This is a genomic window from Rhizobium sp. CFBP 13644 (assembly GCF_014842165.1).
Lineage (GTDB): Bacteria > Pseudomonadota > Alphaproteobacteria > Rhizobiales > Rhizobiaceae > Agrobacterium > Agrobacterium tumefaciens_C.
In genome coordinates this window covers 145,518-158,260 of the sequence record NZ_JACYVF010000002.1, presented here as the reverse complement: position 1 = coordinate 158,260, position 12,743 = coordinate 145,518, and the positions used below count along the sequence as shown (strand labels likewise).

The window sequence follows — 12,743 nt, the reverse complement described above, 5'->3', positions numbered from 1 at the left end:
GATCACTCGCTCCCGTTATCGTGGCGGGATGAACTTCTGGCGTATTTCTGGTCGGCATCCATGCGCGCCGACAATCTGTCCAGCGTGCGGCGCAGGGATTTCGATTCCTCCTGCTGCGCCTCGATCCAGTCGCGCAGCATCTGCTGTTCGCCGCGCATGTTCTTGACGAGACCCTGAATGCCTTCCGCAAGGCTGGTCATGGCGGCCAGTGAACGCTCGCTGCCAGCGGCGCCGTAATTAGCAGACTTTCCATCCATATCCTTGCCGGTATCGGTCACGGACGAAAGCCAGTTTTCCAGTTCTGTATAGAAGCGGTTCTGGGCGCGACCGGCCTGAAGATCCAGAAAACCGAGAATGAGAGAGCCGGACAGACCGAGCAGAGAGGACGAAAACGCGGTGCCCATGCCCGACAATGGCGCGGTAAGACCTGACTTCAATGACGAGAGGATATCGTTGGTGTCGCCCGATGTCGGGTCAAGGCCCTGAATGACGCCGCTGATAGCGGCAATGGTGCCGATGAGGCCCCAAAATGTGCCGAGCAGGCCGAGAAACACCAGAAGGCCGATGAGATAGCGCGACGTATCGCGCGATTCGTCCAACCGCGTAGCGATGCTATCCAGCAGGGAGCGCTGCGTGACGGTGGAGACGCGCACATCGGTGCGCCTGCCGAAGACGGCGCGCATGGGCGCCAGAAGCTTTGGCGTGCGACCGGCCTTATCGACAGTGCCTGCGGCCTGAAAGCCGTTGAACCAGCGCACTTCCGGACGAAGCGAGAGAACCTGCGTGAAAACGAGAATGATGCCGATGACCAGAACGCCGAGAATGAAGCCGTTCAGGCCCGGATTGGTCATGAAAGCCGATTGCGCCTGCCGGAACAGAATGGCGGCGAGGAAGGCGACGATGATGAGGAAGATGACCATCGTCCACAAAAATGGCGTGGGGCTCGACAGTTTGTGGTGATATTCCTTCGTCACCTCTCTCTCGACGCCAACGTCCAGCCGTTCCGTATCCGCCATAATGCTCATTCCCTTTGGACCTGCCGCAACACACGTTTGAACACGCCTTGCAGCGGTTCGCAAACGCATGATCGCGGTTACGAGCGGAAGCTAGTGGAAAATTGCGACGAATTGAAGTGAAAAGCCGGTAACGTCCCAAGGGTTTTTTAACCCTTGATCAAGAGAGGCGTCAGCAAACGACTCTTCTGGAGATTAACGAGCGAAAAAAGAGGCTTAACGGCCCGGAATGGGTCGGTTGACGACTTCGTGCAACGCCTTGCGGATATATTCGTTGCCGGCAACGACGGTGCCAGTGCCGAGAATATCCTGTCCACCCTTCATGTCACTGACGAAACCGCCCGCTTCACGGATGATGACGAGACCGGCAGCCATATCCCAAGGGGAAAGATCCGCTTCCCAGAAACCATCGAGACGGCCTGCCGCAACATAGGCCAGATCCAGCGATGCAGCGCCGAAACGACGGATGCCAGCCACTTCGCCCATGGCATGACGCAGCTCAACCAGGAACTTGCCGTGATTGCCACGACCCAGATGCGGCACGCCGCAGCTGACAACGCAATCGGTGATCTGCTTGCGGGCGGCTACGCGAATGCGGCGATCATTAAGGAACGCGCCACTGCCGCGTTCCGCGGTGAAGAGCTCATCCGTGGCGGGGTTGAAGATAACACCCGCGACGATTTCGCCATTGCGCTCCAACGCGATGGAAACGGCAAATTGCGGAATGCCGTGCAGGAAGTTGGTGGTGCCATCAAGCGGATCGACGATCCAGCGATGCGCGCCGTCAGAACCCTTTTCCTCGCCGCCTTCCTCACCCAGAAAGTCATAGGTCGGACGGGCCTTCATCAACTCGTCATGGACGATCTTTTCAGCCTTGAGGTCTGCCTGTGACACGAAATCGCCGGGGCCCTTGACCGAAACCTGCAGGTTCTGAACTTCACCGAAGTCACGAGCCAACGATTTTCCGGCCTTGAGAGCGGCCTGAACCATGACATTGAGAAGGGCTGAACGGGCCATGACGTTGTTCCTGAAAGGTGGCTGAACCTGCTAGCCGAAATTTCCGGCAGGCACGCAAATGCGGTTTCTGATTGAAAGTTTGCGGTTCAAGACCACAAAACGCGCTGGAATTCAAGGTAAAAAGCCGAAAGGCAGCCGAACAGGCGTCCGACTCAGGCAGGGCGGAAGCGGTTTGCAGCGTCGATGGCTTTTCTTTGCTGCTCTTCTTCGATTCCGAGGTAGAAATCTTCCAATCCGGGGTCCTTGAGACCGGCGCGGCGCGAAAGCACGTACCACTTCGCGGCTTCGACCGGATCAGGCTTGGTGCCGAGCGCCTGAATATAAAGATGGGCGATCTTGTTCTGGGCAACGACATTGCCGCGCTGGGCAGCGCCAAGGAGCCAGCGGAAGCCCTCTTCCAGATTGCGCTCACCGCCCACACCGTTGACGAGCCAAACGCCGAGATCAACCTGCGCCGTATCGAAACCTGCCTTTGCAGCTCGCATCAGCCAGTCGCGGGACGTGGCTTTCTTTTCGGGCGGTATGTCGTTGAGGTTCCAGTAGATCTGCGAAACGGCATATTGCGCGTCGGCTACGCCCTTTTCGGCCGATTTCTCATAAAATGGCAAAGCTGAGTGAAGGCCATTGGGCCCCGGCGCCTGCGACACCAGGATCTGCGCCCAGTTGAATTCCGCCTCGGCATTGCCAGCCTCAGCGGCACGGCGCATGTAATCATCGGCCAGCGTCTTATCACGCTTGACGACTTTGCCTTCCATCAGAATGAGGGCATATTTGAACATGGCGACGGGATCGCCGCCCTTTGCCGCCTGCTCGAACCAGAAGGCTGCGGTCTTGTCATCGCGGGCAATGCCGAAGCCGCGCGACATCATCTCTGCGACCAGCGTCTGGGCCGGTGCATCGCCTTTTTCCGCGCGCGCCAAAGCCTTGGACAGCGCCTGCACATATTCACCGCGCTGATAGTGGCCGAAGGCCTCATCCACCTTGCCGGTGAATTTTTTCTCGGGCGGAAGGGCTGGAAGTTCGGCGCCCATGCGCTGGTAGACAGTGACCCCTTCGGAAGGCTGCAAATCCTTCTGGTCGTCAGCGCCGACGCGACCCTTGCGGATCGGCTCGGCATTGGCATCAGACGGACGCGACAGGACTTCCGGGCCATCGGCTTTGGCGGGGCCAAAATCCGTATCTTCATCCGTCGGCGTCATTGTATCAGGCTGCGGCGCGCTCGCTCCCACACCCGGCAGAAGCTCGGATTGTGGCGGTGCCGGTTTCGGGTCCTGTGCAAAAACGGCATGCGGCACAATCGCGCAAGCCAGAGCGAGAGCCGAAACAGACAGACGGAAACGAAGCAAACGAGCGATCATCGCCTGTATCAACCGCCAAACCGTGGCGCTTTTTCGTCCAGCAGCGCATTCGCTTCAGCAACCGCCTGCGCGGCACCGCCAGCATGGCCAAAAACGGCGTCCCGCAGGGCAACGAACTCGACGCCGGTTTCAGACACGGCAACCACCGAGGCGACATCGGAACCGCCCATGACGATAGCAGGGATTTCGATCATGGAGGCCCACCATTCGCCAAGCGCGAGGTTCTTGGAATGGGCATCCGGCTTGATATCGCCTTCCAGCTTGCCGAAGAACATATAGTCCGGGTTGCTCTCGCCCTGCTCCAGCGCCTTGTGACGGTCATCGGCATTGCCGCCGCCAACGATGAGTTTCGGCGAGAAACTCTCCATGGCTTCAGCCAAAGCTTCCGTACCGCCGAGCACATGCAGGCCATCTGCCTTCACGCGGCTTGCCGTGCGGCTATCGCCAGCCACCAGTGCCGCCGCACCCGCTTCCTGCACGATGGGAACCAGCACTTCTGCCAATTTCTGGAAGGTCGCGTCGTCAAGACCATATTGGGGAATGATGACGGACGCGACATCGCCGCCACGCAGCGCATCTTGCAGCATCTTTGCCTGATGTTCGGCATCATCATGCGCAGGCACGATCAGAACGAGGCGGCAACGGTTTTTGGGAGCAGACATCGGTTTTTCCATTTTCCGCAGACAGAACGCTTCCCGCGCAATCTGCACTCGTTTTCATATAGCAATTCCGATAGACCGGACAGGCGAAAGGATCAACCTTCATCCATGCTGCATGATTTTCATTTTTTTCTCGTCGCCATCCCCGCTGTCATCCTCGTTGGCCTTTCCAAAGGCGGGCTCGGCGGTGCGCTGGCATTGATGGGCGTGCCTTTGATGGCGCTGGCCGTGCCGCCGGTTCAGGCCGCGGCCATCTTTTTGCCGATCCTCGTGGTCATGGATCTGGTCGCGCTGATGGCATGGCGCAAATACAATCACCGCCAGACCCTGCTGCTTATGCTGCCGGGGGCGATTGCAGGGATTACGCTGGGATGGGCGATGTCCAGCATGATTTCAGCCGATGCCATGCGCCTTGTCGTGGCAAGCGTCACCATCATCTTTGTCATCCGCTATTTCTTCGAGGCTTATCGCACCGCGCGCGGCGGGCAGGAAGCACCGGCCAAAGCCCAGAACCCCGTCAAGGCGACCATCTGGTCCAGCCTTTCGGGCTATGCCAGCTTCGTGGCGCATGCAGGCGGCCCGCCCTTCCAGATTTACGTGCTGCCGCTGAAACTGGACCCCAAGGTCTATACCGGCATGAGCGTTCGCTTCTTCGCCATCATGAATGCGATCAAGCTCATCCCTTATTTTGCGCTAGGCGCGCTTGACTCCGCAAACCTCACGACATCCGCCATGCTGCTGCCGGTTGCCATGGTGGCCACCTTTGCCGGGGCAAAAGTGGTGAAATACATGAAGCCGGCGATCTTTTATCCATTGATGTACGCCATGGCCTTCCTGGCGGCGCTGAAGCTTCTGTGGGATGGGCTACCGATCTAGCCACGGTAAGCCAAACAAAAGGCCCTGATCGCGGTAGCAATCAGAGCCGGGCTTTCAGGCTGCGACGTAAACGATACTGACGTCAGGCAACAAAGATTTTAGGCGATTAATGCTTGGTGGAGGCTTGCAGCCTCTGCATTTCATCCTTCAGGCGCAGTTTCTTGCGTTTAAGATCCACAATCTGCCGATCATCTGAGGAGGGAGAAGCCAATACGGTTTCTAGCTCCTCCTCAAGAGCACCGTGTTTCTTTTCCAGCGATGCAATATGAGCCTGAATGGTCATGCGGCACGTCCTTCCTTGTTGAACCTACCTCCCGCGCTCCATCGCAGGAGTTTCAGGTTTACGACAGCAATGTGACATGGAACGCCGCGCTTGTCGAAGGCGAAATGAAGGCCATAATGGGGCAATTTGGTTGTAAGGGAAACTTCCCGTTACCGTGATTTGATGGTACAGGCACCAAGAGCGACAACAAAATAGCCGGATGGCGGTCCGGTTGTCTTAAAATGGGGAAGACAGAGATGCCCGATCAGGATCAGGCCGACGTTCGGCTGGTGCTTGCGCGACTTCGCCAGGAACACGAAGATTACGATGCGGCAATCAACGCCATGATGCAGACCAACTGCGAAGCGTTGCGCATTCAGCGCATGAAGAAGAAGAAGCTGGTTATCAAAGACAAGATGACACAGATCGAAGACCAGATTATTCCCGATATTATTGCCTGATACGGAGATCACCGTTGAGCACAGAAACACCGCCCGTCGCCATCATCATGGGTAGCCAGTCTGACTGGGAAACCATGAAAAACGCCGCCGATACGCTGGACGCGCTGGATGTGGAATATGAAGCGCGCATCATTTCCGCCCATCGCACGCCAGAGCGCATGTTCAGCTTTGCCAGCGGCGCGCGCGACGAAGGTTTCAAGGTCATCATCGCAGGTGCCGGTGGCGCAGCCCACCTGCCCGGCATGACAGCCGCCTTGACGCCGCTGCCGGTTTTCGGTGTTCCCGTACAGTCAAAAACCATGTCGGGTCAGGATAGCCTCTATTCCATCGTGCAGATGCCCGCCGGTATTCCCGTCGGCACGCTGGCCATCGGCCGCGCTGGCGCCATCAATGCAGCGCTGCTGGCCGCAGCGGTGCTGGCACTGTCTGACGAAGATCTGGCAGACCGGCTGGACGAATACCGCGCCCGCCAGACAGCCGCCATTGCAGAATACCCGCTGGATACGCCGCAATGACATCGAAACTTCAAGGGAAATCCGGGACCATCGGCATTATCGGTGGCGGTCAGCTTGCGCGCATGCTGGCCATGGCTGCTGCCCGCCTCAACTTCCGCACCATCGTGCTGGAACCGCAGGCCGATTGTCCGGCAGCACAGGTCTGCAATCGGCAGATCGTGGCCGCCTATGATGACGAGACGGCGCTGGCCGAGCTTGCCAGCGTTTGCGACGTCGTGACCTATGAGTTCGAGAATGTGCCCGTCGTGGCCGCACAGACGCTGTCGGCGTCTGTTCCCGTCTATCCGCCACCGCAGGCGCTCAGCGCCTCGCAGGACCGGCTGACGGAAAAGCGCTTCCTCAATGATTGCGACATTCCGACCGCCGGTTTCCGGCCAGTGGACGACCAGGCAAGCCTTGAAGCCGCCCTTGCGGAGTTTGGCGGCAAAGGCGTACTGAAGACCCGCCGCATGGGATATGACGGCAAGGGCCAGCGCGTGTTCAAGGGTGGCGAAGACCTAACCGGCATCTTCGAGGCGATGGGTGGCGTGGCCCTCATCCTCGAAAGCTTCGTGCCCTTCGAGCGTGAAATCTCCATCATTGCCGCCCGCTTTGCCGATGGCACAGTGACCTGCTACGACCCTGCCGAAAACGTACATCTTTCCGGCATTCTCCACACCTCCACCGTTCCGGCCAATCTTTCCGATTCTGCCAGAACCGTGGCCGAGGAATCCGCCGGGAAACTGCTGGCTGCGCTGGATTATGTCGGTGTTGTCGGTATCGAGTTCTTTGTTCTGAGCGATGGATCGCTGGTCGCAAACGAGATCGCGCCACGTGTGCACAATACCGGCCACTGGACGGAAGCAGCCTGCGTGGTTTCGCAGTTCGAACAGCATATTCGTGCAGTGGCGGGGCTTGCTCCCGGCTCCACACAGCGGCATTCCGATTGTATGATGACCAACCTGATTGGCGACGACATCAACGATGTGCCGGGCTGGCTGGCAAAAGAGGATTGCCTTGTGCATCTCTACGGCAAGACAGAAGCCCGTGCAGGCCGCAAGATGGGCCATGTTACGCAGGTAACGAGCCCCGGAAAACCAAGTCTTTCCCGGCAAAATATGCCTTAATGTGTTGACAGGCTGGGACTGACGGGGTATTTGCCAGCCAACCGAAAAAAGCGCGCCCTCGTAGCGCGTTTTTGATTGTTGAGATATGCGTGGCAAGAAGCGTCACGCCAAACTGCGGACCAGAAAAATGAAAATCAAGAACTCGCTTAAAGCGCTTAAGGCCCGTCACCGCGACAACCGTCTGGTTCGCCGTAAGGGCCGCGTCTACATCATCAACAAGATGAACCCACGTTTCAAGGCTCGTCAGGGCTGATTAACGTTTGCATCTGTGCCCGTCTCGTCGTGGCGGATCACATTGTTGATAGACTGCAAAATTCGATTTCATAATTGGCGCAGCTGGATTATCCTGTCCAGATGCGCCAGTTTTGTTTTCGAGCCATCACATTTACCTGCCTCGGAGTTGCTTTTGCCAGCGCCCCGCAGCTGACCACGCCCGCCGCCGCGCAGGCTCCCCAGTTACAGCAGCCTCAATTACAGACGCCACAAGTTCAAACGCCTGATGGGAACGCCGCCTCCCCCACCGCGAATGCCGGGGCCGCCGCCCAGCCGGAAACCACACCTGACGCCGCCTTGAGCCGTCTGTTTTCCAGCCTGAAGAAAGAGCGTGATCCTCAAAAAGCCCGCGTCATTGCCAATGAGATCGTTGGGCAGTGGACGGATTCCGGCAGCGCCACCATCAATCTGCTCCTGACATGGTCTGAAGAAGCCGCTGAGGAAAAGCGCAAGGCTGCGGCCTATGACTTTCTCGATCAGGCCATTCTTCTGGAGCCGGACTTCGCGCAAGCCTGGTATCGGCGTGCGCTGGTGCATTATGCGGATGGCGATACCCGCAAGGCCATGGCTGACCTCAACAGCACGCTGCAAAAGGAGCCGCGCTTTTTTCCGGCCCTTGCGAGCCTTGCCAATATTCTTGAGAGCAACGAGCGCGACGCGCTGGCCCTGAAAGTGTGGGAGCAGTATCTGGCGCTATACCCCGCAGACAAGGATGCCCAGAAGGAAGCGAGCGACCTTACGGAAAAACTCGCGGGAACGCGCAGCTGACGCCAGTCAGCGGCTGATGATTTAAGCCACGCCGATGCGCAGAAGATCGTGGAAGTGGATAAGGCCAATGGGCCTGTTGTCTTCATCGATCACGATCAGAGCGCCGATATGATGTTTCTCCAGCGTTGCGAGCGCGGCAGTCGCCAAAACGTGTCGGCTGACCGTTTTCGGCGTAACGGTCATGATATCATCGACCCGAAGCTCCGACAGATTGCGCGTGAGGTTTCGAGCGAGATCGCCTTCGGTCACAATACCGCAGAGACGGCCGTCCTCATCCAGCACGGCCACGCAACCGAAGTGCTTGCTTGCGAGAACGCCGATTGCTTCGCGCAACGCGGTGCCCTTCGGCACCAGCGGCAGACGGTCTCCGGTATGCATGATATCGCCGACAAGTGCGAGACTCGCGCCGAGCTTTCCGCCCGGATGAAACACGCGAAAATCACCCGCCGTGAAGCTGCGCGCTTCCAGAAGGGCGATGGCGAGAGCATCGCCCAAGGCCAACTGCATCATGGTGGATGTGGTGGGCGCCAGCCCATGCGGGCATGCCTCCTGCTCATTGGGAACAAGCAGCACGATATCCGACGCCTTGGCGAGAGAGCCGTCTTCTGATGAGGTCAACGCGATGAGCGGAATGGAAAAACGTCTGGTATAATTGATGATGCTGCGAAGCTCAGCGCTTTCACCACCCTTGGAAATGGCCAGCACCACATCATTGCCGCCAATCATGCCCAGATCGCCATGGTTGGCTTCCGCTGCATGCACGAAAAAGGCCGGCGTTCCCGTGGATGCGAAGGTGGCTGCGAGCTTGGAGCCGATGTGACCACTTTTGCCCACACCGGTGATGATCAGACGCCCATCCGATTTGCCGATGGCATCGATAGCCTTGCAAAATCCATCACCAAGATCGCCCTGAAGCGCCTGCTCCAAAGCGGCAAGACCGTTTCTCTCGATCGAAACGGTCCGCAGTGCAGACTCGATGGCGTTGTTTTCAACCAGTGTGACAGCTCTCGTAATCATGCCGGACTGATACTCTTTTCCACAAAACATGTCTATTGGCGACAAGCTTGAGGCGCGGCTTTAGCGCGCCATCTTTTTCTGGCCGGGCAGCATGCCCGTGGGGCATTCGCCCCCATGGCGCGCATCAATTGTGAAACTCTGCGCCTCCTCCCCGTCCTTGCCCGCAAAGACGGTCGTCGATTCCAAGTGGTACTGCGACTGAAAATCCCCTGACAATTCCACCAGAAGCTTGACCTTACCTGTGAGGCCGGACTGGCACTGGGCAAGCAACGTGCGCCCCTTCTCAGTCTTTTCCGTGTGAAGAACCTCGCATTCAGCGGCAAAATCGGTCCAGATGTCGGTGTTGACGACATTGTCCTTGCTATCATCCACGCAGGCAGACCAGTTTGCAAACAGGTTGTCTTTCGAGGAAATAATCCAAAGCCCCGCCTTGCGCGAAGGCAAATCAGAGGCGCTGCCAGCAGCTGGCAAAAGCAGCGCGGTAACGGCAAGGCAGGCGGCGCGTCGCAAATATCTGTTCACTGCAAGATTCCCAAGACGTAGCAGGTTCTGGCTTTCCTATAGACCAGACGGTCCGCCGGTTGAAGAGCAGCACGCATCTGCCATTTTTTACAGAATGTTAACCATAAAATAACCCTGCGCGGGCAGACTGCGATTTCACCACAGCTCCGCCAGTGGCTGATATACTGCAAGAAAAACAGATGCTTATGACGATTGAAGCGTCAGAGGTGCAGGAAGCGGAAGATTTGCCTTTGGCGGCGAGATTTTGTCGGGACCGGATAGAAGCACGCATGGATCATCACAGCACCGCAAGACGTCTTTCGACGTGGCGGACAGCCGCCCCGGTGCTGCTGGCCCCGGCGCTGTTTGCTTGTGCCGTGTTGTGGCCTGAAACAGCGGCCCTTGCCCAATCGGCCAACCAGCCACCCCAGACTTCAGGCCTTCGAACCCTGACGAGTTCCGATCCCTTTATCGGCCAGAATAATCTATCCGTCATCGATCCTGACAGCCCCAACCGGCGGCAGCCAGCACCGGCAGCGGCTACCCCTGACCCATTGACCACCGGCGCCACGCGCCCGCTTTCCAACCCCGGCGACGCCATACCGGAAGACCTTGACGGTGCGGCGGAGGCTGCAGTCACGTCTGAAAATGGGGCAGAGCCAACCGTGGATGGCGGAGAAAACGCACGTAACGATGATGGCAGCGCCCCCGGCATCCGCCTGGGAACGCTGACCCTTCGCCCTTCGATCAGCCAGACGCTGAACCACGAGAAAAAGACATTTTCCAACGGCTCCACCAGCCGCACCTATTCGACCACTGCCATTCGCGGCACGCTGACCAGCGACTGGTCGCGCCATGCGCTGACGATCACTGGCGAGGGCGCCTATCAGCGCAATCTGGGTGGCAGCAGCGCGGGCGAAGAGCCGACCGCCAATATAGGCGCCGACCTTCGCCTTGATCTGGGTGACGGCACACAGGCCAACCTGAAAGCAGGATATGCCTTCAGCCGCGAAGACACCAATGATCCCAACGCCATCTCCAACGCCTCCGTGCAGGGCGGCGAGCATGTGTTTACGTCTGGTGCGTCCGTGGAGCGCAATGTCGGCATCTTGAAAGCTCTTGCCGCGCTGGATCTTTCCCGCACCGTCTATACGGATGCCAAGGGCGTCAATGGCCAATCCATCAGCCTTGCCGACCGCGACCGTTACGGCGCGGGCATTCGCGGGCGGCTGGGTTACGAATTATCGCCAGCGCTCATTCCCTTTCTAGAAGTCACCGCGGGCCTGACCAATTACGACCAGACGCGGGACAATACCGGCTATGAACGCTCCTCGCAGAGCTATGGCGCGAAGGTGGGCGCGCAGATCGATTTGGGTGAAAAGCTGCGCGGGGAAGCCGCCATCGGTTATCTTCGCAAGGGCTATGATGATGACCGTCTGGCGGCTATCAACGCGCTGGCGATGGATGGCAACATCGTCTGGTCGCCCCAGCGCGGCACAGATGTCAACCTTGGCCTTCGCACCACCATCGAAGATTTCGCCGGTGGCGCGCGCGGTGGGTGGATTTCAAGGCAATTGACGACGGGCCTGACGCACCAGCTACGCAGCGACCTCGTGGCACGGCTGACGGCTGGGTTGGAGCGCCGCTCCTACCTTACCTCAACCATCAGGGACGAGACGGAATATACTGTTGGTGCCGGGCTGACATGGAACATCAACAGATATCTCGATCTGACCACTGACATCAGCTACGAGACGACGCCTGTGACCGACAACAGCCAATGGCGGATTGGCGCAGGTCTGACCCTGAGGCGCTAGAGCGTCCCTTAGTTTACGCAATTCCGGACGCAAAACCGGTTCCCACTTTTGCTGGATTGCTCTGGAACAAAAATCCCGGCACGAAGGCCGGGATTTGTCGTTTAAAGGTTTGAGACCTTACTTCAGCTTGTTGACGAGCGCCTTCAGCGGGCCCTCGATGGAAGGGCGGATATCGCCACGTTCCAGCGCGAAGGCAACGTTTGCCAGGATGAAGCCATCCTTTGCGCCGCAGTCGAAGGTTTCACCGTTGAAGCGGTAGCCCGCAAAGTCCTGGCTCTTGGCCAGCGACAGCATGCCATCGGTCAACTGGATTTCGTTGCCAGCGCCGCGTTCCTGATTTTCGAGAATATTGAAAATCTCGGGCTGAAGAATATAACGGCCATTGATGTAGTAGTTCGATGGCGCGGTTCCCTTGGCAGGCTTTTCGACCATTTCGGTGATCTTGAAGCCTTCGCCAACAGTTTCGCCAACGCCGACGATGCCGTATTTGTGGGCCTGGTCGGGTTCGCATTCCTGAACCGCGATGACGTTGCCGCCGGTCTGATCGTAAAGATCGACCATGCCCTTGAGGCAGCTCTTTTCAGAGTGCATGATCATGTCTGGCAACAGCACCGCAAATGGCTCGTCGCCAACGATATCACGCGCACACCAGACGGCATGGCCAAGACCAAGAGGTACCTGCTGGCGCGTAAAGCTTGCAGTTCCTGCCTTGGGCAGAATACCCGACAGCAGCGTCAGTTCAGCGTTCTTGTTGCGCTCGCGCAGCATCTGCTCCAGCTCGAACTGAATATCGAAGTAATCTTCGATCACCCCTTTTCCACGGCCGGTTACGAATACGAAATGCTCGATACCCGCTTCGGCAGCCTCATCCACCACATACTGGATGACCGGCTTGTCGACCACGGTCAGCATTTCCTTTGGAACTGCTTTTGTTGCGGGCAGGAAACGTGTTCCAAGACCCGCTACCGGGAAAACTGCTTTTCGAATTTTCTTCTGTTCTACCACACGTTCCTCCTTGAGGGATTCGCTCGATCAAATATCACCCACGACATTGTTATGGCAAAAGTGGCGATCTTTTGTAAGTGATGACGTTACGCATA

At 58.1% G+C, this 12,743-nt stretch carries 15 protein-coding genes; 7 read left to right on the top strand and 8 right to left on the bottom strand.

The window, feature by feature from the left end; translation table 11 throughout:
• Nucleotides 1–2: 2 nt before the first annotated feature.
• From IFT53_RS05790 to IFT53_RS05775, 4 genes are all read right to left on the bottom strand, one after another.
• Entirely contained in the window at nt 3–1,016 is a 1,014-nt protein-coding gene (locus tag IFT53_RS05790) for a flagellar motor protein MotA (RefSeq protein ID WP_192067180.1), read from the bottom strand.
• 213 nt (nt 1,017–1,229) lie between these two features.
• Nucleotides 1,230–2,030 carry an inositol monophosphatase family protein gene (locus IFT53_RS05785; RefSeq protein WP_042617563.1) on the bottom strand — a complete coding sequence of 267 codons (801 nt, stop codon included), beginning with the start codon at nt 2,028–2,030 and terminating at the stop codon, nt 1,230–1,232.
• A 152-nt stretch (nt 2,031–2,182) separates the two neighbouring features.
• A complete protein-coding gene (locus IFT53_RS05780) occupies nt 2,183–3,388 on the bottom strand; it encodes a tetratricopeptide repeat protein (protein WP_446737656.1) in 1,206 nt (401 codons plus the stop codon).
• An 8-nt stretch (nt 3,389–3,396) separates the two neighbouring features.
• Nucleotides 3,397–4,050, bottom strand: a complete 654-nt coding sequence (locus IFT53_RS05775) for a thiamine phosphate synthase (RefSeq protein WP_192067179.1) — start codon at nt 4,048–4,050, stop codon at nt 3,397–3,399.
• Nucleotides 4,051–4,155: 105 nt separating this feature from the next.
• Here IFT53_RS05775 and IFT53_RS05770 point away from each other — a divergent pair, with 105 nt between their 5' ends.
• Complete coding sequence (locus IFT53_RS05770; protein WP_192067177.1) at nt 4,156–4,923, top strand: sulfite exporter TauE/SafE family protein; 768 nt, start codon at nt 4,156–4,158, stop codon at nt 4,921–4,923.
• Between the two features lie 106 nt (nt 4,924–5,029).
• On the opposite strand, the gene IFT53_RS05765 is transcribed toward IFT53_RS05770, so the two are convergent.
• The gene (locus IFT53_RS05765) at nt 5,030–5,206 is read right to left on the bottom strand and encodes a YdcH family protein (protein ID WP_042617567.1); all 177 of its coding nucleotides are present in this window, start codon (nt 5,204–5,206) and stop codon (nt 5,030–5,032) included.
• Between the two features lie 236 nt (nt 5,207–5,442).
• Here IFT53_RS05765 and IFT53_RS05760 point away from each other — a divergent pair, with 236 nt between their 5' ends.
• From IFT53_RS05760 to IFT53_RS05740, 5 genes are all read left to right on the top strand, one after another.
• Nucleotides 5,443–5,646 carry a YdcH family protein gene (locus IFT53_RS05760; RefSeq protein WP_042617568.1) on the top strand — a complete coding sequence of 68 codons (204 nt, stop codon included), beginning with the start codon at nt 5,443–5,445 and terminating at the stop codon, nt 5,644–5,646.
• Nucleotides 5,647–5,693: 47 nt separating this feature from the next.
• A complete protein-coding gene (gene purE, locus IFT53_RS05755; RefSeq protein WP_042617795.1) occupies nt 5,694–6,161 on the top strand; it encodes a 5-(carboxyamino)imidazole ribonucleotide mutase in 468 nt (155 codons plus the stop codon).
• Entirely contained in the window at nt 6,158–7,267 is a 1,110-nt protein-coding gene (locus tag IFT53_RS05750) for a 5-(carboxyamino)imidazole ribonucleotide synthase (protein WP_192067175.1), read from the top strand. Before purE ends, IFT53_RS05750 begins: the two co-directional genes overlap by 4 nt.
• A gap of 127 nt (nt 7,268–7,394) precedes the next feature.
• The gene (gene ykgO, locus IFT53_RS05745; RefSeq protein WP_007607121.1) at nt 7,395–7,520 is read left to right on the top strand and encodes a type B 50S ribosomal protein L36; all 126 of its coding nucleotides are present in this window, start codon (nt 7,395–7,397) and stop codon (nt 7,518–7,520) included.
• Nucleotides 7,521–7,621: 101 nt separating this feature from the next.
• Nucleotides 7,622–8,308: a tetratricopeptide repeat protein gene (locus IFT53_RS05740; RefSeq protein ID WP_244656398.1), complete on the top strand. Its 687-nt coding sequence runs from the start codon at nt 7,622–7,624 to the stop codon at nt 8,306–8,308.
• A 21-nt stretch (nt 8,309–8,329) separates the two neighbouring features.
• Here IFT53_RS05740 and IFT53_RS05735 read toward each other — a convergent pair whose 3' ends face one another.
• Nucleotides 8,330–9,325 (bottom strand): KpsF/GutQ family sugar-phosphate isomerase, encoded by a 996-nt coding sequence (locus IFT53_RS05735; RefSeq protein ID WP_192067173.1) that lies wholly within the window; start codon nt 9,323–9,325, stop codon nt 8,330–8,332.
• 60 nt (nt 9,326–9,385) lie between these two features.
• Nucleotides 9,386–9,847: a DUF3617 domain-containing protein gene (locus IFT53_RS05730; protein ID WP_192067171.1), complete on the bottom strand. Its 462-nt coding sequence runs from the start codon at nt 9,845–9,847 to the stop codon at nt 9,386–9,388.
• A gap of 269 nt (nt 9,848–10,116) precedes the next feature.
• Here IFT53_RS05730 and IFT53_RS05725 point away from each other — a divergent pair, with 269 nt between their 5' ends.
• The gene (locus IFT53_RS05725) at nt 10,117–11,643 is read left to right on the top strand and encodes an outer membrane beta-barrel protein (protein ID WP_192067205.1); all 1,527 of its coding nucleotides are present in this window, start codon (nt 10,117–10,119) and stop codon (nt 11,641–11,643) included.
• A gap of 117 nt (nt 11,644–11,760) precedes the next feature.
• Here IFT53_RS05725 and galU read toward each other — a convergent pair whose 3' ends face one another.
• Entirely contained in the window at nt 11,761–12,648 is an 888-nt protein-coding gene (galU, locus tag IFT53_RS05720) for a UTP--glucose-1-phosphate uridylyltransferase GalU (protein ID WP_042617571.1), read from the bottom strand.
• Nucleotides 12,649–12,743: the final 95 nt, after the last annotated feature.

What these genes read in the sequence shown, in the direction of transcription:
- IFT53_RS05770 (WP_192067177.1), top strand. Translation starts at nt 4,156, where the DNA reads ATGCTGCATGATTTTCATTTTTTTCTCGTCGCCATCCCCGCTGTCATC.
- IFT53_RS05725 (WP_192067205.1), top strand. Translation starts at nt 10,117, where the DNA reads ATGGATCATCACAGCACCGCAAGACGTCTTTCGACGTGGCGGACAGCC.
- ykgO (WP_007607121.1), top strand. Translation starts at nt 7,395, where the DNA reads ATGAAAATCAAGAACTCGCTTAAAGCGCTTAAGGCCCGTCACCGCGAC.
- IFT53_RS05785 (WP_042617563.1), bottom strand. Translation starts at nt 2,030, where the DNA reads ATGGCCCGTTCAGCCCTTCTCAATGTCATGGTTCAGGCCGCTCTCAAG.
- IFT53_RS05775 (WP_192067179.1), bottom strand. Translation starts at nt 4,050, where the DNA reads ATGTCTGCTCCCAAAAACCGTTGCCGCCTCGTTCTGATCGTGCCTGCG.
- IFT53_RS05790 (WP_192067180.1), bottom strand. Translation starts at nt 1,016, where the DNA reads ATGGCGGATACGGAACGGCTGGACGTTGGCGTCGAGAGAGAGGTGACG.
- IFT53_RS05760 (WP_042617568.1), top strand. Translation starts at nt 5,443, where the DNA reads ATGCCCGATCAGGATCAGGCCGACGTTCGGCTGGTGCTTGCGCGACTT.
- IFT53_RS05740 (WP_244656398.1), top strand. Translation starts at nt 7,622, where the DNA reads ATGCGCCAGTTTTGTTTTCGAGCCATCACATTTACCTGCCTCGGAGTT.
- purE (WP_042617795.1), top strand. Translation starts at nt 5,694, where the DNA reads ATGGGTAGCCAGTCTGACTGGGAAACCATGAAAAACGCCGCCGATACG.
- IFT53_RS05780 (WP_446737656.1), bottom strand. Translation starts at nt 3,388, where the DNA reads ATGATCGCTCGTTTGCTTCGTTTCCGTCTGTCTGTTTCGGCTCTCGCT.
- IFT53_RS05765 (WP_042617567.1), bottom strand. Translation starts at nt 5,206, where the DNA reads ATGACCATTCAGGCTCATATTGCATCGCTGGAAAAGAAACACGGTGCT.
- IFT53_RS05750 (WP_192067175.1), top strand. Translation starts at nt 6,158, where the DNA reads ATGACATCGAAACTTCAAGGGAAATCCGGGACCATCGGCATTATCGGT.
- IFT53_RS05735 (WP_192067173.1), bottom strand. Translation starts at nt 9,325, where the DNA reads ATGATTACGAGAGCTGTCACACTGGTTGAAAACAACGCCATCGAGTCT.